The organism is Candidatus Eremiobacteraceae bacterium, assembly GCA_036511855.1.
GTDB lineage: Bacteria > Vulcanimicrobiota > Vulcanimicrobiia > Eremiobacterales > Eremiobacteraceae > JABCYQ01.
Window position 1 is genome coordinate 1 of sequence record DATCBN010000024.1, and the last position, 22027, is coordinate 22027.

General features: G+C 62.2%; 26 protein-coding genes. 12 read left to right on the top strand and 14 right to left on the bottom strand.

The features are described 5' to 3' along the window. Window positions 1-415, bottom strand: a 415-nt coding sequence (locus VII69_03700) for a TnsA endonuclease N-terminal domain-containing protein (GenBank protein ID HEY5094204.1), incomplete at its 3' end; no start/stop codon positions are given. Window positions 416-680: 265 nt separating this feature from the next. Between VII69_03700 and VII69_03705 the strand changes: the two genes are divergently transcribed. Beyond that, window positions 681-1370 carry an ATP-binding protein gene (locus VII69_03705; protein HEY5094205.1) on the top strand — a complete coding sequence of 230 codons (690 nt, stop codon included), beginning with the start codon at window positions 681-683 and terminating at the stop codon, window positions 1368-1370. Here VII69_03705 and VII69_03710 read toward each other — a convergent pair. Then, window positions 1334-1690 (bottom strand): hypothetical protein, encoded by a 357-nt coding sequence (locus VII69_03710; protein HEY5094206.1) that lies wholly within the window; start codon window positions 1688-1690, stop codon window positions 1334-1336. The two genes, VII69_03705 and VII69_03710, sit on opposite strands and share 37 nt — an antisense overlap. A gap of 132 nt (window positions 1691-1822) precedes the next feature. On the opposite strand from VII69_03710, the gene VII69_03715 reads away from it, so the two are divergent. The 3 genes from VII69_03715 to VII69_03725 are packed head-to-tail and all read left to right on the top strand — an operon-like array spanning window position 1823 to window position 4269. Next, the gene (locus VII69_03715) at window positions 1823-2650 is read left to right on the top strand and encodes an isocitrate lyase/phosphoenolpyruvate mutase family protein (protein HEY5094207.1); all 828 of its coding nucleotides are present in this window, start codon (window positions 1823-1825) and stop codon (window positions 2648-2650) included. A gap of 54 nt (window positions 2651-2704) precedes the next feature. Then, entirely contained in the window at window positions 2705-3958 is a 1254-nt protein-coding gene (locus VII69_03720) for a hypothetical protein (GenBank protein ID HEY5094208.1), read from the top strand. Window positions 3959-3981: 23 nt separating this feature from the next. Continuing rightward, entirely contained in the window at window positions 3982-4269 is a 288-nt protein-coding gene (locus VII69_03725; protein HEY5094209.1) for a hypothetical protein, read from the top strand. A gap of 8 nt (window positions 4270-4277) precedes the next feature. Here the strand turns inward: VII69_03725 and VII69_03730 are convergent, their stop codons facing one another. Genes VII69_03730 through VII69_03740 form a run of 3 tightly spaced genes read right to left on the bottom strand, consistent with a single transcriptional unit; the run spans window position 4278 to window position 6217 of the window. Beyond that, window positions 4278-4943, bottom strand: coding sequence for a DsbA family protein (locus tag VII69_03730; GenBank protein HEY5094210.1), 666 nt, complete (start codon window positions 4941-4943; stop codon window positions 4278-4280). Window positions 4944-4975: 32 nt separating this feature from the next. Further along, complete coding sequence (locus VII69_03735) at window positions 4976-5725, bottom strand: peptidase E (GenBank protein ID HEY5094211.1); 750 nt, start codon at window positions 5723-5725, stop codon at window positions 4976-4978. Window positions 5726-5743: 18 nt separating this feature from the next. Beyond that, on the bottom strand, window positions 5744-6217 hold the full coding sequence (locus tag VII69_03740; protein ID HEY5094212.1) for a DUF1003 domain-containing protein: 474 nt from the start codon (window positions 6215-6217) through the stop codon (window positions 5744-5746). 443 nt (window positions 6218-6660) lie between these two features. On the opposite strand from VII69_03740, the gene VII69_03745 reads away from it, so the two are divergent. After that, a complete protein-coding gene (locus tag VII69_03745; protein HEY5094213.1) occupies window positions 6661-7452 on the top strand; it encodes a DNA-3-methyladenine glycosylase I in 792 nt (263 codons plus the stop codon). Between the two features lie 704 nt (window positions 7453-8156). Beyond that, on the top strand, window positions 8157-8345 hold the full coding sequence (locus tag VII69_03750) for a hypothetical protein (protein HEY5094214.1): 189 nt from the start codon (window positions 8157-8159) through the stop codon (window positions 8343-8345). A gap of 7 nt (window positions 8346-8352) precedes the next feature. Here VII69_03750 and VII69_03755 read toward each other — a convergent pair whose 3' ends face one another. From VII69_03755 to VII69_03775, 5 genes are read right to left on the bottom strand one after another with little or no spacing between them, the layout of a single operon-like run. Further along, window positions 8353-8769 (bottom strand): VOC family protein, encoded by a 417-nt coding sequence (locus tag VII69_03755; GenBank protein HEY5094215.1) that lies wholly within the window; start codon window positions 8767-8769, stop codon window positions 8353-8355. Between the two features lie 24 nt (window positions 8770-8793). After that, the gene (locus VII69_03760; GenBank protein HEY5094216.1) at window positions 8794-9831 is read right to left on the bottom strand and encodes a 2-dehydropantoate 2-reductase; all 1038 of its coding nucleotides are present in this window, start codon (window positions 9829-9831) and stop codon (window positions 8794-8796) included. Window positions 9832-9837: 6 nt separating this feature from the next. Further along, entirely contained in the window at window positions 9838-10299 is a 462-nt protein-coding gene (gene dut / locus VII69_03765; GenBank protein HEY5094217.1) for a dUTP diphosphatase, read from the bottom strand. Further along, the gene (nrdR, locus tag VII69_03770; GenBank protein ID HEY5094218.1) at window positions 10296-10748 is read right to left on the bottom strand and encodes a transcriptional regulator NrdR; all 453 of its coding nucleotides are present in this window, start codon (window positions 10746-10748) and stop codon (window positions 10296-10298) included. Before nrdR ends, dut begins: the two co-directional genes overlap by 4 nt. A 45-nt stretch (window positions 10749-10793) precedes the next feature. Then, window positions 10794-10976 (bottom strand): DUF5679 domain-containing protein, encoded by a 183-nt coding sequence (locus VII69_03775; protein HEY5094219.1) that lies wholly within the window; start codon window positions 10974-10976, stop codon window positions 10794-10796. A gap of 93 nt (window positions 10977-11069) precedes the next feature. Between VII69_03775 and VII69_03780 the strand changes: the two genes are divergently transcribed. The 4 genes from VII69_03780 to argS all read left to right on the top strand — a co-directional run bounded on the left by VII69_03780 (window position 11070) and on the right by argS (window position 15253). Beyond that, a complete protein-coding gene (locus VII69_03780) occupies window positions 11070-11720 on the top strand; it encodes an HAD-IA family hydrolase (protein ID HEY5094220.1) in 651 nt (216 codons plus the stop codon). 225 nt (window positions 11721-11945) lie between these two features. Next, window positions 11946-13079 (top strand): DNA-processing protein DprA, encoded by a 1134-nt coding sequence (dprA, locus tag VII69_03785; protein HEY5094221.1) that lies wholly within the window; start codon window positions 11946-11948, stop codon window positions 13077-13079. Then, window positions 13076-13516 carry a 23S rRNA (pseudouridine(1915)-N(3))-methyltransferase RlmH gene (locus VII69_03790; protein ID HEY5094222.1) on the top strand — a complete coding sequence of 147 codons (441 nt, stop codon included), beginning with the start codon at window positions 13076-13078 and terminating at the stop codon, window positions 13514-13516. Before dprA ends, VII69_03790 begins: the two co-directional genes overlap by 4 nt. A gap of 42 nt (window positions 13517-13558) precedes the next feature. After that, window positions 13559-15253, top strand: a complete 1695-nt coding sequence (gene argS, locus VII69_03795) for an arginine--tRNA ligase (protein ID HEY5094223.1) — start codon at window positions 13559-13561, stop codon at window positions 15251-15253. A gap of 128 nt (window positions 15254-15381) precedes the next feature. Here argS and VII69_03800 read toward each other — a convergent pair whose 3' ends face one another. The 4 genes from VII69_03800 to VII69_03815 form a co-directional block, all read right to left on the bottom strand. Beyond that, window positions 15382-16476: an AI-2E family transporter gene (locus tag VII69_03800; GenBank protein ID HEY5094224.1), complete on the bottom strand. Its 1095-nt coding sequence runs from the start codon at window positions 16474-16476 to the stop codon at window positions 15382-15384. Then, the gene (locus VII69_03805) at window positions 16473-16952 is read right to left on the bottom strand and encodes a GNAT family N-acetyltransferase (protein HEY5094225.1); all 480 of its coding nucleotides are present in this window, start codon (window positions 16950-16952) and stop codon (window positions 16473-16475) included. Before VII69_03805 ends, VII69_03800 begins: the two co-directional genes overlap by 4 nt. Then, entirely contained in the window at window positions 16949-17773 is an 825-nt protein-coding gene (locus VII69_03810) for an IclR family transcriptional regulator (protein HEY5094226.1), read from the bottom strand. Before VII69_03810 ends, VII69_03805 begins: the two co-directional genes overlap by 4 nt. 77 nt (window positions 17774-17850) lie before the next feature. Beyond that, window positions 17851-19026 (bottom strand): M48 family metallopeptidase, encoded by a 1176-nt coding sequence (locus VII69_03815; GenBank protein HEY5094227.1) that lies wholly within the window; start codon window positions 19024-19026, stop codon window positions 17851-17853. Window positions 19027-19182: 156 nt separating this feature from the next. Here VII69_03815 and VII69_03820 point away from each other — a divergent pair, with 156 nt between their 5' ends. Next, window positions 19183-19854 carry a hypothetical protein gene (locus VII69_03820; GenBank protein ID HEY5094228.1) on the top strand — a complete coding sequence of 224 codons (672 nt, stop codon included), beginning with the start codon at window positions 19183-19185 and terminating at the stop codon, window positions 19852-19854. Between the two features lie 287 nt (window positions 19855-20141). After that, window positions 20142-22027 (top strand): hypothetical protein (locus VII69_03825; GenBank protein HEY5094229.1); only part of this gene is annotated, 1886 nt, incomplete at its 3' end.

Here is a 22027-nt window from a genome sequence, read left to right on the forward strand (position 1 = left end):
TCTTGAAGTACTGCGTCCTTATTTTCTTCTTGTCATAGATATGGAAGACAATCCCGTTGGCCCGGGCCCAAGTCATCGCGGCACGCAGCGCCGGCCTTAACTCCCGCCAGTTTATGCGGAGGTAGGTCCGCGTCTTGACCTCCACGAGGATGCCGTTGGGGCCCGCCCCTTTTGGTCGGTGCTTAAAGCGGGCACGACCGTCGGGCGTGTAGTTGTGCTTCTTGCCGTCCGCGCCAATGTAAGGGATTTTGAGAGGCTGCTGAACATAGTCGATCACGTTGGGATCGAACTCCCAAGTCCGAAACAGGTCGCGCTCCACGGGCGACTCGGCTTCCACTATGCGCCCGGTCTTTTCGCTTTTGAAGCGTGAGATGGAGGTCGTGGCGCTCTTTTTGATACGTCGCGTCGCCTTCATGACTCTCAGCGTAACGTACTATTGAGGGTTAATCAAACAGAACGACGATGGCCACGAGGGAGTGGAGACCATTCCGGGAGAGGATGCGGGAGGACCGGACGGGTCTGGGACACAGCTTGGAGGCAATGGTGATGTGTCGCGGATGACGTGAGGACGTTAGCGCATTTGTGACCGACGTGCAGGATGTTAGCGCATTTGTGACGCGGCGATTAGCGCAACTCTGACCATCGTTACGCTTGGAGGACGGCGGCTTTTAGCGTTATTTATGACTTCCTACAGCGGCGGGTCCGTGCCGCGGCCGGGAGAGGTCTCGCTCGCCAACGGCGGCGTGCTCTTCCTCGACGAGCTGCCGGAATTTCCGCGCAGCGCATTGGAGGTGTTGCGCCAGCCACTCGAAGACGGCGCGGTCACCGTCACGCGGACGGCAGCCACCGTCACCTATCCGGCGAAGTTCATGCTCATCGCCAGTTTGAATCCGTGTCCCTGCGGCTATAACGGCGATCGCCTGCGAGGCTGCACGTGCTCGCCGCACGCCATCCGCAAATATCTTTCCAAGGTTTCGGGTCCGCTGCTCGATCGCATCGATTTGCATGTCGATGTGCCGCGCCTGCCCTACGAAGACATCGCAAGTCAAGGCCGCGCGGAATCTTCGGCAGCGGTGCGGGCACGAGTTGAAGCGGCGCGCGTTCTACAACGTGCGCGTCTCGGCGGCGAAGGCTCTAACGCGCTCATGCAGGTCAAGCGTCTGCGCGACGCATGCGCGCTGGACGATGCCGGGCTCTCGCTCTTGGGCGCGGCCGTCTCGCGCCTGCATCTTTCCGCGCGCGCTCACGACCGCATCCTCCGCGTTTCGCGCACCATCGCCGACCTGGCCGCAAGCGAACGCGTCACTGCCGAACATCTAGCCGAAGCGATCGGTTATCGTTCGCTCGACCGCTCGCTCTGGGCAGTCTGAAAGTTTCCGGCTGCGCGGGCGGTGAGCGCTACGGGGATGCCAAAAAACAACGTGTGCCCCACGAGCACCGTGAAGAAATTCGAGATCGTCATCCCACCGTGCGTGGCGCGCCCGAGCGGCACCAACACCCACAGCATGACGATCATCACCACAACGCCGAACGCCGCGCCCCACACGAGGCTGACGAGCAGATCAAGTGCGAGACCAATCCCGACCGAGCCGAATCCGCCGGCATAGGCGTCTTTTCCCAATAGGTTCGACGCATCCCATTGGAAAAGTCTGAGCGGTGAGATTCCGTGTACTTGATAGACGCCGCTCATGTAGACGTCGATCGCCGGTACCTCGCGAAATTATATTGTCACATCCTAGCACAAGAAGCTGAAATCGTCTCGGCCATTTCGACGAATGCTCGTACATTCTCCGGAATGTGCGACTATAGGAGGTCCGGTTCGGTGACACGCAGCCAGAAATATGCCGCATTTCGCGCGCTTCACGATCGCCCCGGGGCGTTCGTCATCCCCAATCCGTGGAACGCTGGAACTGCACGAATTCTCCACGCGCTCGGATTTGAAGCGCTCGCGACGACCAGCGCCGGCTACGCATTTTCCGTCGGACGCCGCGATTCCGCGGCCGGGTTGTCGCGCGCCGAGATACTGTCAAACGCGAAAGAGATCGTGGACGCCACCGAGTTGCCGGTGTCGGCCGATCTAGAGGACGGATTTGGCCGCTCGCCTGACGATTGCGCGACAACCATTCGGCTCGCGTCGGAAATCGGGTTGGCCGGAGGATCGATCGAGGACGCCACCGGCGATCCCAACGATCCCATCTACGAGCTCCATCTCGCAGTCGAACGGGTGGCGGCTGCGGCGAAGGCGGCGCACGATTGTCAGTTCGTGCTGACGGCAAGAGCCGAGAATTTCCTTTGGAGCCGGCCGGACCTCGACGACACCATCCGCCGGCTGCAGTTGTTCGTCGAGGCCGGCGCCGACGTCGTCTATGCGCCGGGATTGGCAAGTCTCGAAGCCATCCGGACGGTTTGCGCGTCGGTGTCCAAGCCCGTCAATGTGGTCATGGGCTTGAAGGGCGCTGCGTTTTCGGTCGAACAACTTGCTTCGGTCGGAGTAAAGCGGATCAGCGTCGGCGGTTCTTTTGCCCGCGCCGCTCTTGGCGCGTTCGTGCGAGCAGCGCGCGAAGTGAAAGACAAAGGAACGTTCACGTATGCAACAGAGGCCATTTCTCACGCTGATGTGAGCGCGTACATGGTGAACATGCAGCGGTAGGCAAAGGGTCTAAAGTCCAAAGGTGGCCATTTCACGCGCGCGAAGCGTCGCCGCATGCGTGCCATCAAATTGTTCGTTGTCTTAGCACCGCTGCTGTTGATCTCGTGCCATGGCGCCGGCGTTTCGCCGTCGACGCCGGCATCGGTCGGTTTGCAATCGCATGCGGCGCCACCCGATATAGTGCAATCGGGCGACGGTTCGCAGTTCATAATGGCGGATCCGATCAGTTGCTGCGTCACGAACCTTATCGCCGGCCCGAACGGCACCATCTGGTATACCGACAATCCCGACAATTTGCTTGGGCGCGTCGATATGGCGCACCATGCGTCCACGTACCCGGTGCCGGAGGGAACTAGGGCGGAGTTCATCAGCGTTGGGCCGGGTAATCTGTTGTGGGTCACGACCATCGGAGAATCTCTCCCCGAGGCGATATTGAGAGTGACCCACTCCGGTGGCGTGACTATTTTCCACGCTCGCTGCGCATCGGGAACGTTCAACAACATCGTCAACGGGCCTGATGGAAACGTCTGGATCGGCGTCGAGCAGCCGATAGTCTTGCGCATGACGCTGAACGGCGTTGCGACGTGCTTCCCGACCACGGGATTCACGGAAACCGTTGCGGCCGGTCCCGATGGGAACGTGTGGTTCACCGAAGAGACCAGCACGGGAACGCTTATCGGAAAATCCACGCCGTCGGGCACGGTGACCGAATACCCCGATCCAAACGTTTGCCGCAGTTCGCTCGTCGGCGCTGGTGACGGATTTCTATACGCTGGGTGCAGCACCGGACTTGTCCGCATTTCGCCGTCCGATGGTCACGAGCAACTGTTGGGGGCCGTTCAGCCATACAGCAACTTGGCCACGGCGGGTACCGGCGACAACGCCGTGCTCTACTATTCGGTCCTTCCAAACCACCTTCGGACCAGGCACCTCGCAACGGGGAAGGTGGATGACGACGACCTTCCGTCAGGTCAGAGTGCTCCACTCAGTGTGGCGGCTGGACCCGACGGAAATCTATGGTACTTCGCGCTCCAAAGTGGAATCGGCGTCGACGTTTTGCGGATCCTGACCGCCAGTCCGCTGAGCTTGGATCTTTCCGTGGGGCAAACGCAAATCGTCACAGCATCCGAAACTAATCGTCCGCTGAGATCGCTAGCTGCCAGAGCGTTGAATGGACGGGTTGCGACGGTTGTGAAGGGTCAGTCGCCGGGCGAGTTCAGCGTCACCGGGCAAGCCGTGGGTTCCAACCGCATCAGAATCACCGATCAAGATCGCAATCACGTCGATATTTCGGTCACGCTGCACTAGAGCTAGAGCTGGGAGCAGGCGACGTGCTCGGACTCGAATCAGTGCTGGAGTATTCCGACAATAGGGGAGCAGAATACGAGCTTGCGGACGGCTCGACATTTGGCCTTTGGGGCGGCGGCGGAATGGTGATGCCGTTCCAGCCCAGCAACGGGATCTTGTTCGCGGTCGACGATCTCGATGCTGCAGTCGCGGCGGTGAAAGCGCGCAGCATTCCCGTGCTCATGGAGCACGAGACACCCGTCTGCTTCTTGGCGATGATCAACGATACCGAGGGCAACAGCGTCACCTTGCACAAGCGCAAGGCTGTGTAGCGGCGCGCCTACTTCTTCACGGTGGCCGGGGCCGGGTTGGCTGCGTTGAACGCGGCGTAGGCCTTGGCGTCTGCAAGCAACTGCTCCACACAAGGTGCGATGTGCTCGTAGCGGTAGGCACCCGAGAGCAGATTCACATCGCCGATCTCGTTGCTGATTAGGAAAGTGGGTACGACCGAGACCGGCAACGCCCGATATTCGGCTGTCGTCGCGCGGATGCGTTCGGCCACCGCCGGATCGTCCACGGCTTTGTGCAGGCGCGCGGGGTCCAGGCCCGATGCCGCGGCCGCGACCCGTTCCGAAATGTCGCGGTGCTGTACGTGCTGACCGTCGATCATACCGGCCTTCGACAGCGCGAGCCGTACTTTGTCGTCGACCGCGCCTAGCGACCGCGCTGCCTCGGCGACGAGATTGGGCCACCATGTGGCGTCGGATTTCGATTCAAGCCACACATCGTTGAGTTGCATGCCGGTCATGGATTTCGAGCGCGCGTAGTACCACGCGAGATCCTCGTTGGAATAATCTAGGGGTTTGCTGTCTCTGAGCACCGCGAGGCGCCACTCGAAGTCGAGATCCGATCCGAACTTCGTTCGAACTTTTTCGAGCGAAGCTTCGGCGAACGTGCACCACGACGAGAGGATATCTAAGTAGTAGACGATTTTAACTGCAGCCATGCCCGGATGTTTTGGGGGCGGCGTCGCTTGCCCTACTGCCGGACGCGCCGTCTTTGTGACGATGTGGAGCGCTTCGGCGCGGCAAGACGGATGGGGGACAACGATGCTTCATCGAGGCCGCTGTCTCGCGCTTGCAGGAATAGCGCTCCGGCCGACGGCCGCGACGACACGACGTGTTCCAATCTGCCGTTCACGAAATGGAGCGCGACGCCGTCGTCCACGGCATAGCCGGCCGCGAGCTCGCCGCTCCGTATCATCGATCTGAATATCGGCTTTCGCTTTGGTTCGGTATCGAAGTGCGGACAAAAGCTGCCCTTAAGCCATCCCAAACAGGTGAGCGCCGAAAATCCGCCCGGGTTAGAGTCGGTGAGACCTTCTTCGAACCAGCACATCGCGCCGGCGCTGCTCCCGGCAAGGATCGTGCCCTGGGCGTATGCGCGGCGTATGACGTCTACGATTTCCCACTCCTTCCAGAGCACCAAGAGATTTCTGGTGTTCCCGCCGCCGACGAAGAGGACGTCCTGATTCTGCAGCAAGGTGCCCGCGGGCTTGCGTTCTTGCCGGAAGAGCGAAACGTGCGAAGCAGCGGCGCCGAGTTTTTCAAACACAACGTAGAAGCGCTGGATGTTGGTCTCAGCATCGCCGCTCGCGGTCGGCAAGAAGCACACGCGAGGCTTTTTCTTCGCCGTTTGCGCTAAGATATAGCGTTCGATCGCGAGCTTGTCCGGCTTATCGGAGAAGGCGCCGCCGCCAATAGCGACCACCTGCTTTTTCTTCACCATTGCCTTCCGCACGATCGGTCAAGCAGCCATGGTGGTCATGAGAGATTGCACGGCGGCTCTGATGTCCGTCACGTCGCACTGCGTTGTCTGCGCGATCCGCAAGAGCAACTCTTCTTGCACCTCTTGGTGGTGTAATAGTCGCGATATCGACTCGTGGTCGGCTTCGGCGCGGAGCTCCGCGTGCTCGCCGCCCTGCTTTTGCGCGACGGCGATGATGAAGATCAAGATCAATTGCAAGATGTTGGACATCGTGAGAAGGAACACGAACGGAAACGGATCCCAATGCGTGAACGATCCGACGACGACCCACGCGATCTGAGAGACGATCGCGATCGCAAGCGCCACCGGGGCGCCTGTGGCATCGGCGATCTTCTTGCAGAGTTTCTCGACGGAGGTGAGATTTTGTTGGTGTTCCGCGTTCACGTCGCGGACCATCGGGTGCTCGCCGACATCGGTGTTCGGATGCGCTAATAGCGAAGCTTGCTCGGGCATGTACGGTTCCTCCGTGCTTCGGGCAGTGTTGTCGCTTGAGCGTTATGCCACTTGCCGCGCCCGCCCTGCCGCGTGAACGCCATTCGAGAGTGGAACGATTCTGGTTCGTGTGTGTGGACATTGCGCGCTTGCGACCGGTCTTGCTCGGCCGGGCGCGGCTCAGCGCGGCACGGCACTTTTCGGCGGCGTCTGTTTCCATCGGAGCGCGGGTGATCGCATGCTCCTCGATCGCGTGCGGCATCCGCGCGGTTGTGGCCGCTCCTTTGCATATCGGCGTCCGCGTTCTCATACGGCGCTTTTGCGCACGCTCCGCGAAAGCGCTTCCGGATTCGGCACGCTGGCGGACGAGGGGACTGGTCGCCCCTTTGCAACCGCGCGAAATAGAAGCGTACGCAGCGTTTATCCAGCGCTGCGAACTTGCATTTCTCGAGGAAAGATCGATAATGAGAACGATAAAGAAAAATGGCGCGAATGCTGCACGGCGCGCCGCGGGTCTCGTGCGCGACATCGAGCGCTCTGTCGACGGGTTACTCGGCGCCGATGAAGCGGGCCGGCGCTACCGGCACTATGTAGCCGAACACGATGCGCCGGCGGACGACAACACGGCGTATGCCAGACTCTGTGTTGTGATATTCGCGCAAGGTCTCGGGTTCGGCGCCGTAGAGGCGAAGCTGGAAGAGTTCATCTCAGCGTTCGAGGGATTCGTACCGGAACGCGTCGCCACGTTCGACGACGCTCGCATCGGCCGCATCATGCAGGCGCCGATTATCAGAAACGAGGCGAAGATTCGCGCGTGCGTGGAAAACGCAAAGCGGTGGGTAGCTGCTGCGGGCACCACGACCTACCTGGCCAAAGTTGCTCAAATCGCCGTCGATGACGACGCAGCGGGCGGCTGGCCTGCGCTTACGAAGGAGCTGCAAAAAGATTTCGCGCGCGTCGGCGACACGGCCGCGCGGCAGACACTAAAACGCTGGGGCTTCTTCACCGCGTTCGCGCATCCGGGAAGCCGACGCGCCTTGGAGCGGTTGGCTCTCGTCGCTGAGGCCGATTCGCCGGCCGCCGCTCAATGCTTCGTCGGTTCGATTGCTCGCGTCATCGGGCGCGATCCCTACCACGTGGAGGCAACCCTCGCACTCTTCGCCTCGCTCGGACCGTGCAAGCGACAACCCGAATGTGATGAGTGTCCGCTCGCCGAGCGCTGCCCCACCGCCGCTAGGCGCACTGAATCTCTATAGGGCTCTGTGGGGCCGCCCTCTATGGTCGGCCTCGTTTTTTTTACTAGGGAAACCGTACTAGGGCAAGCATCGCTTGCCCATTTCGATTTTGTCGTAATGGGCTTCTTGTACTAGGGCAAGCATCGCTTGCCCAAATTTTCAAATTGCCGAGTTGCCGAACATTTCGCACGTATCGACTCGATGAACCGCGGAAAGCGAAGCCGCTGAAGATGGCGCCCGACGATTCGCAGGACAGTTGATATGGACACTCACGTTAGACTGCGGGAACCGCAAACATTCGTTTGGTCCTAATTCACTAGTCGACAAAAAACAACTCGGCGCTATCCAATCCGGCGGAAAATATCGGTTTTGCTCGCACGCCCATGTGAGGAAGCGATCATGAATTTGCGTTATGTCAGTGCGGTTCTCGTCATATTACTAACCGACTGTTCGGCGAATCAATCAACAAACCCAAATAGCGGGTTATCGGGCGCTCAAAGTTCTGCACTCGTTTTGGCCACTGGTGCATCTGGCGATCAGGCGACGCCCGACGTTCTCGGGATCGCGCTGGACGGGGGGTCGCGCAGGTCATCGCGATGGTCAACGGCTCGAAAAAAGTCTACATGCAGCTTGGGCTCAGCGCGCAGACGACCGCCTATTTCTGGCAAACGTATCTAGAAAGAAACCCCGATATCGCCCATAGAGCCGGAGGCTTCGGCGGTGTAATGAAGAGTCTAACGCTCGGACCGTTCGAACATGACGATGTCGTAGCGGAAAGCGTTAGGTTTGCACCGGGCGAGTCTTTTGAGACCGGTGCGAACGGTGTTCTCGGATCCGGCGTTCTCGATGCGTTCAATCTCGTCATCGACTATCCCGATCACAAATTGTTCCTCGCGCCGAGAAAACGAAGCTGACCGTAGGCTATTTCGCTTTGCGCTTCGCGCGCTTCGGTTTCTTCACCGGCTTCGCGAGCACCGCAAGCTCCCATCGATAGCCATCCGGATCGCGCAGCCACAGCCCCATATTCTTTGATCCGGGCCCCTCGGGGCCGATTTCGTCACCTGGGTCTTCCATTTCGACTTTCTTGCGACGCAAAATCGCAAGCGCCGCTCGCAGCGCAGCCATGCTCGACAGGTGAAACGACATGTGTTCTACGACGTCTTTGCGCGGCACGCCCTTGAAAAAGGCGATCGCAACCGCGTCGTTTCCCACGACGACTCCGTCGGAGAACTCGAACTCTTTGCGCAGCCCCATCGTGCCGACCCACCAGCGTGCGGTTTTCTTTGGATTGCGAACCGCGAGGCTGAAATGACCGACGTGCCCAAGTTGGATCGGCATGACGAATGACTCCTATCGGACGGTTTATTTTACCGTCGCGATTTCGGCGGCAAGCTTCTCCGGCCTGCCGCGATATGACGAGCGCTCGATGCTGCCATTTGCGAAGCCGGTCAGGACGCGCGTCACTGTCGCGTTCGCAGGCGCCGCCAAGCCGGCCGGTATTGCACGATCGGCGACCGCGCCGTTTAGCCAGCGGACTTCGGTCTGCTGACGGCCGGCGCGAGCGTCGATGAGAAGCGACGGCAGCTTGTCGCCACGCGCGTTGCCCGCGCGGCCGGCCATGAGCAAGTGCAAGAGGGCCGCCGGCAAGATGCGGATCGCCCACGCGAATTGCGGCGCGGGAAAGCCCACGAGCGGTACTGCCGAAAGGTGGGCGGCATCCATCACCGCGACCGCTTCGCGAAGACACTGGCGTTCGATTGAGAACGCGACTGGATTCGCATAAACTTCCCGCGGCGTCATGTCCAACACGGCGCAGACCGCGTTTGCCACAAGGTTGATCAACAGCTTCGACCATTTCAGCGCGCGCCAATCGCTCGCGGCGCGCACGCTGAGCCCCGTTCGTTCGAAAACAGCGAGCAGCCAATTGTTCGCGTTTGCGCCGACCGGCGCTAACGAAAGTCCGCCAGTTAAGGGCGCGGCGACCGTGGCTTCGTCCAATCTTTCCACCGGTACGGTCAACGCGCCCGCGACGATTCTATCCAAGCCTAACACCGCCGCAAGAGCGTCTTCGTTGCCAATGCCGTTTTGCACGGTGAGGATCGTCGAATCTTTACACGCGGCGATCGCCGCGATCGAGCGCGCGGCCTCATCGGTGGCGTAGGCTTTGACCGCGACGATGACGAGTTCGAAGGGCTCCGCGAGCAATGGGTCTGAAGGATCGGCAGCGGCCCGAATTCCCACTGGCCATTCCTGTTCGCCGGCGCGCAGCGTGACGCCGCGCTCGTTGAGCACCTCGAGCGCACTCGCGCGCGCAAGCAAAACAACTTCGTCTCCCGCCAGGCGAAGACGCGCGGCGAGATATTGCCCGACCGCTCCCGCGCCGACCACGAGACAGCGCATGCCGCTCTACGCTCCTGTCGAGCCGAATCCGCCCGTGGCGCGCGGCGTCGCCTCGAGTTCGTCGACGGCATAAAACGCGGCGCGTTCGACGCGCGCAATCACCAATTGTGCGATGCGAGCGCCGCGCCGGACGGTGTATGACTCGCGGCCATGATTGATCAAAATGACGCCGACGGGTCCGCGATAATCTGCGTCGATGGTGCCGGGTGCATTCAAGCAGGTCACGCCGTGGCGCAACGCGAGACCGCTGCGCGGCCGAATTTGCGCCTCCACACCTATTGGCAGGGCGATCGAAAAACCGGCTGGTACCAGCGCGCGGTCGCCCGGCTCGAGCACGACGTCATCTTGCACAGCCGCGAACAGATCGCAGCCGGCGGCGTCATCGGTCATGTATGCCGGCAGCGGCATACCTACGCCGTCGGGCGTCATGCAGATCTGGATTTCGATCTCGCTGCGCGCGCTGCTCATTCGCCGCTGCCGGCCAATTCAGCGATCTCGGCTTGGAACGAACTCAAGTCCTCAAACGAACGATAGACCGACGCGAAACGGATGTAAGCGACCTTGTCGAGTTTTTTCAGCGCATCCATGAGCAGCTCGCCGATCAATGTGGACGGATACTCATTGTCGCCGCGCGCATGAAGCTCTCGCGAAACGCTCTCGGCGATCTGCTGCATGGTGTCTTCAGAAACGGGCCGCTTTTCGCATGCGCGGCGTAGACCGGCGAGCACCTTGTCGCGGCTGAATGGTTCGCGCCGGCCGTCTTTTTTTACGATGAAGAGACGGGCTGCTTCGATCCGTTCGTAGGTGGTGAATCGCTGCCGGCAGGCAAGGCATTCGCGGCGCCTGCGGACGGCGCTCTCGTCGTCGCGGCTGTCGACGACACGCGTCTCGCCGACTCGGCAAACCGGACAGAGCATTGGATCAGCGCGCCGCCGAGCACGGCGAGCGGTGACTTGGTGCGCTTACGAAGAAGCGCCGATCTTGAACAATTTGGTCGAGCAGTCGGGGCAGGAGCCTTGTACGGCCGGCCGGCCGTTTTTCATGGTGACCTGCGTCGGATTTTGGATCTCTTTTTTTGCCTTGCATTTTACGCAGTACGCTTCCGGCATTGAGACGCTCCTTTGCACATGCCTGACGCCCGTCATCGAAGGACCGCCCCACCCGGCTGCGAAGGCATCCGTATGAAGCGACGGGACGTTCGCGCTGTCTTCTTCGACGCTGGCTACACGCTCCTTTGTATGGAGCCGGATCAAGAAACGTTGTTCTTGCAAACTTGCAGGAATTTGGACGTCGTTATCGACCGCGCGAAGTTGGCCGGGGCGGTAGTAACTGCGAACACGCTGCTCGGTCCGCGGCCCGCAAAGGTAAAGCCGACACCATTTTCTCAAGTTGCGGTCGATCGCTTTTGGATCGATTATCATCGCGAATTGCTTGGTTATTGCGCAGCCCGGCCTGCCGATGTCGACCGCGCCGAAGCGGTTTATCGCGCATTCACCGCTGCGCTCGATTGGCGCGTCTACGACGAAGTGCGGCCGCTTCTGGCGGCGATCCGAGACCGCGGGCTCATGATCGGCGTCGTGTCGAATTGGACCGGCGATCTCGACGACGTGCTCGAGCGAGTCGGTTTGCGCGAATCGGTCGATTTCGTGCTCGACTCGGCGCGGATAGGGTATGAAAAACCGCACGCGGACATATTCCGTGAAGCACTGGGACGCGCGCGTTGTGAGCCGGGAGACGCGCTCCACGTCGGCGATTCACCCGAGCACGATGTGGAAGGTGCGCTCGCGGCCGGCCTGCGCGCCGTGCTGCTCGACCGGCACGATCGGCACGCCACGTTCGACCGCGCGCCGCGCGTCCGCTCGCTCGACGAAGTCGTCGCGCATTTGTAATTGTATTAGCCAGTCGTACTAGGGCAAGCATCGCTTGTCCCGCGCTTTTTCTAAAGCTCGTACTAGGGCAAGCATCGCTTGCCCCGTCTGATTTGTAGGGGCCGACTTTTATGGTCGGCCCCGCTTGCCCAAATGGGTGAGCGTTGCTCACCCTAGTACGGGATGCTTCCCTACAACACGAATAACGATTGCCGTGCGGGTCAGCGCGCGTGATACAACCTCGACATGACCGACGATCTCGATCTCGGATGGCTGCTTGCCGTCGCCGGTGCAGCGGTGTGGTCGCCACGGCCACTCACATCGTGGTTCGCCTCGCTCGGCGACGCGCGTTCCATCGCCGAATACGCACGGTCCGGCGGACCGCTTGCGCCGTGCGGCGCAGAACCAATGTCCTCAGACCTCATCGCCCGACTCGCGGCACTCGACGACGCGGCGGCGCTCGATGCGCTCCGCGCGGCCGACAAGTGCGGTGCGCGCGTGCTGACAAAGGTGGACCCGCTTTATCCGCCGCGCCTGCTTGAACTGTGCGACGCGCCGATCGTATTGTATTGCCTCGGAGACGCGGCCATCGCAAATCATCGCGCGGTCGCCATTGTCGGCAGCCGCGCGGCCACGAGCTACGGCCGAACGGTCGCGGCCACATTCGCCCGCGATGCTGCGATATACGGCGCGACGGTCGTCTCGGGGCTTGCTCGTGGCGTCGATGCCGCCGCTCATTCCGCAGCGGTCGAGAGCGGCGGCAAGACTGTCGCGGTGATCGGATCGGGTCTCAGCGCGCTATATCCGCCGTACCACTCGCTGCTCGCCGACGAGATCGTCGCCAGCGGCGGCGCCATGATCTCCGAGTTCCCGCCCGAAATGATCGCGCGGCCGCACCACTTCCCCATGCGCAATCGCATCGTCGCCGCGCTCGCCGACGCCACGGTGGTCACTGAAGCGGCGCACCGCAGCGGCGCGCTCATCACCGCACGCCTCGCCGACGAGTACGGCCGGCGCGTCTTCGCCGTCCCCGGCGACGTCGACAGACCCACCAGCGCCGGCACGAACGCGCTCATCAAAGACGGTGTCACGGCAGCGACGAGCATGGCCGACGTCGCCGAAATCCTCGGCTGGACGCCCAGCTTCGCGACGCGGCAGGACGACGGCACCAATAACCAGGTCGAACTCGATCCGCTTCTCGCCTTGCTCTCCGGCGCCGCACTCGACATCGACGAACTCAGCGTTCGCAGCGGCCGGCCCGCTTCGGACGTGGCCGCAAAGCTCACCATGCTCGAGTTGCGCGGTGTCGTGGAACGCCGTGGTGGCGGCACCTTCGCAGCGGTGAGCACCCGCGCGGCGAAGAACGACGCGAAAGCATGAACGTCACGCTGATCGCTGTCGATCGCTTGCGCGAATCCTACTTGCGAGAGGGTTGCGCCATGTACGTCAAACGGCTCGGGCCGTTGCTGCCGGTGCGCACGATCGACGTCCGGTCGGCCACGCAAAGCGAAGAATCGTCGGCGCTGCTCAAGCAGATTCCCGCAGAGGCTACTCTGTGGGCTCTCGACCGCGGCGGCACCGAGCTCTCGTCGGAACAACTCGCGGGCCACTTGCAAGCCGTCGAGCGCTCCGGGTCGCGCCACCTCGCGCTCGTCATCGGCGGCGCCGACGGCCTCGGTGCGGCGATATTGGCACGTGCCGATCTTGTATGGTCCCTCTCGCCGCTCACGTTTTTGCACGAGATGGCGCGATTGCTGGTGCTCGAACAGCTCTATCGTGCCGTCAAGATCAATCGCGGCGAACCATATCATCGCTGAAGCCGCGAGGGGCCGGCATCGCCGCGCGCCAACTACGCGCAGATGCTCAGCCGCCATCTCGCCGTTCTCGCAAGCATAGAAGACGAACTGCGCTCGCGCATCGCCGCCGCTGCCGTCTCGCTCGGCGTGGAATCAGCGACCTCGCCCGCAGTCAGCCTTGGTCCCACGCGCGATCCGTCGCACGGCGAATTTGCCACCGCCGTCGCGCTTGCGGCCGGCAAGATGTGGCGCAAGAATCCGATGGATGTCGCCGCGGCCATCGCCGAGCGCGGCGTGGCGGGCTTGCCCGATGTCGCAAAAATAGATGTGGCCAAGCCGGGCTTCCTCAACCTGTCCATGACTCCGGCGTTTTGGACGCAGGTGGTCGCCGACGCGCTCGAACGCGGTCAGGCCTATGGCACGTCGGATGCCCTTGCCGACTACAGCCCACTGCTCGTCGAATTCACGTCCGCCAATCCCACCGGTCCGCTTCTCGTCGTGCAGGGCCGGTCGGGCTCGCTCGGCGCCACGTTGGTGGCGATGTTCCGTTTCGCCGGCGCGCAGACGAAATCGGAGACATACGTCAACGATGCCGGCAACCAGCTCGACACGCTCGCCGATTCACTTTTCGCTCGTTATGCCGCGCTGTACGGCGTGGAAACGCCGTTGCCCGAGGACGGCTATCCAGGCGTATACCTCATCGACGTCGCGCAGTTGTTGCGCGACCGCGACGGCGACCGCTGGCTCGATGCCGAGCCGAACGAGCGCCGCCGCGCGCTGGGCCTTTTCGGGCGCGATGTCATCGTCGACGGCCAGCGCCGCGACATGGAGCGGTTCGGCGTGCACTTCGACACGTGGTTCTCCGAAGCTTCTCTCCACGATGCCGGCAAGATCGACGACGTGCTCGTCAAGCTCAAGAGCAGCGGCCACGCCTACGAAAAGGACGGCGCGCTCTATCTCAAGTCGACCGAGTTTGGCGATGAAAAAGACCGCGTGCTTCGCCGCAGCGACGGCCGGCCGACGTACCTCGCTGCCGACGCGGCATACCACCGCGACAAACTCGAACGCGGCAACAAGTATCTGCTGAACATCCTCGGCCCCGATCACCATGGCTACATCGAGCGTCTGAAGGCTCTAGTGGCAGCCCTCGGACACCCAGGCTCGCTCGAGGTGCTGCTCGCGCAGCACGTGACGTTGAAGCGCGGCGACGAGATCGTCAAGATGAGCAAACGCGAGGGGAACGTCGTCACGCTGGCAGACGTCATGGATGAAGTCGGCGTGGATGCGGCGCGCTTTTTCTTCGTCAACCGTGCGCCGGAATCGCACCTCGTCTTCGACCTCGAGCTTGCGATGGAGCAGTCGGCGAAGAACCCGGTGTACTACGTGCAATACGGTCACGCGCGCATCGCGTCGATCCTGCGCAAGGCGTCTGCTCCCGAGCATGCGGCGTCGCTCGAGCGCGCGCACCGCGGCGACGACATCGCGGCGCTGTCTCACCCGGCCGAAATCGCGCTGATCCGCCGGATCGCCGACTTCGAACGCACGGTGGTGGACGCTGCCAAAGCGCGCGCGCCGCACCGTGTCGCCGAATACACGCGCGATCTAGCGACCGATTTCCACGCGTTCTACACCGATTGCATCGTGTTGGGCGACGACGCGCGCGTCACGAGCGCCCGGCTGTCGCTGTGCATCGTCGCGAAAACGGCGCTGGCATCGGCGCTGCGATTGCTTGGGGTTTCGGCACCCGACAATATGTAGGAGGGTGAGCAACGCTCACCCAAAACCAAAGGGCAAGCGATGCTTGCCCTAGTACGAGCGTTAAAAAAAATGGGCGAGCGATGCTCGCCCTAGTACGGCTCGCCCTAGTACGGCTCGCCTAAGTTCAGCTACGCAACCTCGTCGTGAAATGCGGGGCGGCCGCGGATCCACGGATGGATCCAAACATTCCATGCCAATTTGATCAGCGCAGCGGCCGGGATGGCGAGCACGAGACCCCACACGCCGAACAATTCGCCGCCCGCGAAGATCGCGAAGATCACCGCCATCGGCGATACGCCGACGCTCTCCGCCATGACCTTGGGAACGAGCAAGATGTCGGATATCTTCGAGATGACGGCGATGGTGACCACCGTGATCAGCACCATGGTCCATCCCTGGAGCGATCCTAACATCAGGCCAAATCCAAGGGCGACGAGAATGCCCAAAAATGGAAGTGCGTAGAGCACGCCGGTAAGCGCGCCCAGCAAGAGCGCGTACTGCGAGCCGGCGATCGTGAGCACGAGCCAGACGGCGAGCCCCGTGAACACGCACAGCACGAATTGCCCGTACACGAACCCGCCAACTACACGCGAGATCTCGCGCGCGACGCGTTCTGCCGCTGGTCTGCCGCTCTCGGGAAACAAGCTGTAGAACGATGCGCGGATCTCCGTGACGCGCGTCAAGAAGTAGTATGAAAGCACGATCGCGGTGATGCCCACCACGATATCGCTCGCGATGCCGAGCAGCGCATTGCCGGCTCCAAGAACCAGATTGTTGACGCCGGCCGAAATCTGCGCAAGCGCGCTGTTCTCGATATCCTGGAATTGCGCCGGTAGCGCTTTGGCGCCGAAATGCGCGACGATCCATGCCTGCGACGAATTCGACCAGCCTTGAACGATGCCGACCACATCGCCGCTGTTGGCGAAGAACGACTGTAGTTGCGCGATCGTGTCCGGCACGATGATGAAACCGAAGAACAACACCATGAGCACGAGCGCCGCATAGACGATGGCGACCGCCGCGAGCCGCGGCATGCGTTTGCTCAGCCGGCGAACGACCGGATTGATGCCGTACGCCATGAGCGTCGCCACGATGAACACTTCGACCGTGAGCGGGATGCGCGAGACGACGAACAGTGCGACGGCGGCAAGCGCGATCGCGCCCGCCACGCGCCAGATGCGCGGCCGCTCCGAGATGTCCAACGCGGACGCGCGCGTGGTCATCCGGTGGAAGTCCCCAATGCCTTCGTCATGATGGCGCGCTCTTCTGTAAATCCCATCGCAGCGTACAGCGCTCGCGCGGGCACGTTGCCTGCCGTGACCATAAGGCTCAAATGCGGCAGACCGAGCTTGCGCGCCTCTCGCTCAGCCTCGGCAAGCAGGAGCCGGCCGGCGCCGCGCCTGCGCGCGATCGGCTCGACCGCCATATACGCGACGAACGCCTGCCTCATCTGCGTGACGTCGTCCGGTATGTCGACGATCAACAGAAGAAATCCGACCGGTACCGATTCCGACTCCGCGATGAACACCACGGTCTCCGGACGTTGTTCGCAAAAAGTCAGCAGGCGCCGAAACGCTAAGGCTGCGATGTCGCCGCTCACCGGCCGGACGGCGGAAACGCCCGATTGTGCGGTGTCGGCTCCGAGCGCCTCGATATAAGCGTGGTCGCCCGGATGCCCCCGGCGAACGACGATGGTCAACGCGCGTGCGCTGGTTCTGGTGCGAACCCGAGACGGCTCGAGAGTTTGTGGCCACTGTCCAGCAATTCGGGTATGACGTCGTCGACGCGGTCGTCGCTGAGCCGGGCGGCCGGACCCGAAACGCTCAGGCTGGCCACGACTTGGCCCGACGCGTCGCGCACGGGCACGGCGATGCAGCGCACGCCCTCTTCGTGCTCTTCGTCGTCGCGGGCGTAGCCGAGGTCCCGCACGCGGTCGAGATCGCGGAACAGCGAATCCGGATCGGTGACCGTTTTCGGCGTGCGCGCAGCCATGCCGTAGCGGCGCAAAATGCCTTCCACCACCTCGCGCGGCAAGAAGGCGAGCAACGCTTTGCCGCTGCCGGTAGAATGCGCCGGAAGCCGGTTGCCTATCTGCGTGAACATGCGCAGGATGCGCGCAGACTGGGCCTGGTCGATGTAGACGACCTCGCCGTCGTCGAGCACGGCGAGATTCGCGCTCTCGCCGCTCCGCTGCATGAGCTTCTGGAGAAACGGCCGCGCTTCCAGCCGCAGGCTGAAACGCTGACGCATGTCGTTGCCCATCTGAAGCGCGCGAAAGCCAAGCGCATACTTGCGATTTTGCTGATTCTGCTTGACGTACCCTCGACTGATGAGCGTGCCGAGCAGCCGATGCACGGTGGCCAACGGCAACGTGACGACGTGGCTTATCTCGACCAATCCGACTTCGGAGCCAAATTCAACAAGCGCCTCGAGGATATCGAGCGTTCGTTCGACCGATTGGACGCCGGTCCGCTCGCGCCGCACGGTTTCGCCCGTCTCGTCTTGATTCGACTTGCGCATTTTCTACGCCCATTCGAAAAGCCGCTACCGCATCTTTTATGATGTGGAAAAATCCTAGCACTATTCTAGAAACGATGTCAAGGGTCGCCTGCACCACGAGCGTGCTCGGCGGCGTATTCCACCCGGTAATCGAGGGGCGGATGGTCGTAGAAGTACCACACGGCGAGGTCCGGCGGGTGCAGGCTCGAGAGATCCTCCGACCCGAGCCGGGCGAACGCACGAACGCCTGCGCCGCCGAGCGCGGTCTGGTCGGCGGCGAACACATCCGCGGCGTGTTCGATCCCGCGCGACAAGCCGTTGGTCACCGGCGCTAACACGAGCGAGGCGGCCATCACCGTAAATGCAACGATCGCCAGCCCCGCCGGATCGGCGAGATCCCGCGCGCGTTCCGGCGAGCGCGCCAAGACCCGAGGGACGATGAGCGCGATGAGAGCGATCGCTAATATGCTGCCGAGCCAGGCGTAAAATGAACCCAGCCAAAGATGGCCGAGTTTGTAGTGCCCCATCTCGTGCGCCACGACGTACAAGACCTCGTCCGGTTTTAGGGCTTTGAGCAGCGTGTCGCCGATAGCGATCCGTTCGACCGGTCCGATGCCGGCGACGTAAGCGTTGCCTTCGTTCGTCTGACGGCTCATGTCGTATTCGTAGACGACTTTGGCGTCGATGCCGTTGCGGGCCGCCAAGTCGAGGATGGCCCGCGTCAGCGACGACGCGGGCAGGGGCGTATAATTATTGAAGAGCGGCGCGACGAACACCGGGAAAATCGCGCTGCCGAACAAAATGAGCGGCGCGGCGATCAGCGCGGCGTACAGCGGCCAGCGGCCCGACGCGCGTGCCACGAGTCGCACAAATCCCGCGCACACAAGCGCGCCGACAACCGCGGTCAAGAGGACGCTTTTGGCCCAGTCGCCGAGCCAGACAGAAAACGGTGCGCTGCTCAAGCCGTACTGGTGGAGCAACACGAAACCGCCGTACCACGAAAGCGGCGACATCACGATCGAGAGCGCGCACAGCGCGACGGCGGCGAAGGCGGCGGCTGCAAGCCACGGCCAGCGGATCTTGCGCTCAAACCACGTACGCCATCGAGCCGCCGTTCCCGAGCGCCAGAAGAAATACAGCAGCGCGAGTTCGACGAACGCGTCGACAAAATAGAGCGGCCGGCCGATCGAGGCGATCTGATAGGCGAGCGCCTGACGCGCGGGCGGATAGATGGTATCGACCACGTGCGAAAGCTCTGGGGAGAGCGGCGTCATGGTGTCTGGCCTGCTACGGCCGCTAGACGATGCCCTTCACGCATGCGCCGGAAAATGGACAGACGAACGCGAACGGCGCGCGCTGTGAGCGCATCGCCGCGTAATGCGAGGAATCGTCCAAGTCGAAAGTCCCAACTTCGTGGCGCGGTGCGGTCGATGTTTCTCGCCGGTTTGATGGCGGCTGCTGTATTCTCGCCGGCGGCGGCACGCGACATTTCATTCAGCGGCCGTTCATGGACCGTCACCACGGGTGTGGTCGACGACCCGGCGGCGCCCAATCGATATTCGGCCGATACGCGAAGCATCTTTGTAGACGAACGCGGCCGCCTGCATCTGCGCCTGCGTCACGACGGCGGGACGTGGTATTCCGCGGAAATCGCGTGCACTCAGCCGCTCGGGTACGGCACCTACTCGTTTGCCGTCGACACGGACATCGGAGCGCTCGACCCCAACATCGTCGTCGGATTGTTCACATGGAGCGACGATGAAGCGTTCGCCGACCGCGAGATCGACGTTGAATTCTCACGCTGGGGCGACCCCGCCGCTGCGAACGCTCAATTCGCCATTCAGCCGTATGCGGCGCACGGACATCTCGTGCGATTCAATGTGCCGCGCGGCATGAAGCGTTCGACGTGGTCGATCCGCTGGGAGCCCGCATCGGTGGCGTTCGCCGGTTACGCATCCGCGATCTTGCGCGATGCCGTGCCGCCGCCTGGAAATGCCGTCGTGCACATCAACATCTGGCTTGCGGGTGCACGGGCGCCGATCGACCAGCGCGAAGCCGAACTCATCGTGGACAAATTCGAATTCACCCCACCAGTTCTGTAGGAGGGCAACCGTACTAGGGCAAGCATCGCTTGCCCACCAATAGGGTGAGCTTCGCTCACCCTATTACAAATACGATGACCGCTGCAGATCTTCGCCGCGTTGCGCTGAGCCTCGGAGGTGCGCAAGAAAGCGGCCAGTATGGGCGTGCATCCACGTCGTAATCGTTGCGATGAACATTCGTCGCCACGCATGCGCCGATGCATCTCGCAGCGGCTTTACAAGGTATTGCTGCGCCCGCGCCGCAAGCAATCATAAAGCGAGCGCACAATATTATTAGGAGCGTGTCCATGACCCGGTATCGCCATCGTGGAATCATCAATGCCGCAATCACTTTTGCCATTTCGTTTTCGGCCATTGCGGCGCTCGGCGGTTTCCTCGCCGCGGCCGCGCCGGCCGATGCGGCGCCGGCACCGCTGCCTTATGCTTCGCTTGCGTGGCGCTCCATAGGTCCGGCCATTTCGGGCGGCCGCATGACGGCCGTCGTCGGCATCGATTCCAACCCATTTCTCTACTACGTGGGGACGGCCGGCGGCGGTGTCTACAAAACGATCGACGGCGGCGCGCACTGGCAATCGGTGTTCGACGGTCAGGACGTCGCGGCGATCGGCGACATCGCCATCGCACCCGGAAACGGCAACGAGGTTTGGGTGGGCACCGGCGAGGCCAATCCGCGTAACGACGTCTCGTTCGGCGACGGCATCTACCACTCGGTCGACGGCGGCAAGACGTGGCAGCACATGGATCTTCGGGGCACATCGCAGATCGCGAGGATCATCGTCGATCCGCAGAACGTCAACGTCGTGCTCGTCGCAGCGCTCGGCGATCCGTTCAAGGACAGTCCCGACCGTGGAATCTTTCGCACCGCCGACGGCGGCAAGACCTGGACGAAAACGCTGTATGTCGGCCCTCGCAGCGGCGGCTCCGACCTAGCGATCGATCCGAAAAATCCTGATACGCTCTATGCCGGCATCTGGCAGTATTCGCGCAATAGTTATAACTTTGATAGCGGCGGGCCCGACGACGGCCTCTACAAATCCACCGACAACGGTGTCACGTGGACCAAACTTACCGGCCACGGACTGCCCGACGGGCCGATGGGTCGCGTGGGCGTCGCCATCGCGCCCAGCAATCCGCTCCGCATCTATGCCGTGATTCAGTCGAAAGCCGGAATCATTTGGCGCTCTAGCGATGGCGGCGCGACATGGCAACTCGCGTCGTCGGACACCGAAGCCAACCAGCGTCCGTTCTACTACACGCATGCGTACGTCGATCCCACCAATCCGGACCATCTGTTCGACGTTTCCGTCGACCTGGTCGAGAGCAAGGACGGCGCGAAGACCTGGACGGTCGTCGATCAGGCGATCCACGGCGACCACCACGACATCTGGTGGGCTGCCGACGGCGAGCGCGTGATCAACGCCAACGACGGCGGCGTGGCGATTTCGCAAGACGCCGGCGCGACGTGGGAGTGGCGCAACAACATTGCGATCGGCCAAGTCTACCACATCGGCTACAGCCGTCAGGTGCCGTACGCGATTTGCGGCGGCTTACAGGATAACGGTGCGTGGTGCGCGCCGAGCGTCGGGGCTTGGAGCGATTCGATCATCGATCGCGACTGGGTCTACGTTGGCGGCGGCGACGGCACGTGGGTATGGCCGGATCCACAAGACTCCGATCTCATCTGGGTCGCGAGCGGCGGCGGCAACAACGCCGGCGAGCTTTCGATGTTCGACATGCGCTCACATCAGAGTTGGGATATTTCGACGTACGCACACGACACCAACTCACGTGCGATCGCACCGCTTCCATACCGCTACAATTGGGAGTCGCCGCTCGCATTTTCGCCGCAGGATCCGCGCGTCGCATACTACGGCGGCAACGTGCTGTGGCGCACCACCGACCGTGGCTTTCATTGGACGCCGATCAGCCCCGATCTCACGCGGAATCTCAAAGAACATCAGCAAGTGTCGGGCGGCATCATCACGTTGGATATAACGGGCGCCGAGTTCTCGGATACGATTCTTTCGGTCGCACCTTCAACGCTGGAAGCCGGTCTCATCTGGGTCGGCACCGACGACGGGGTGGTGCAGCTCACCCGAGACGGCGGCAAACACTGGGCCAACGTGAGCATCACCGGTCCAGGTCCGCTCGGACGCATCGATGCGATCGATGT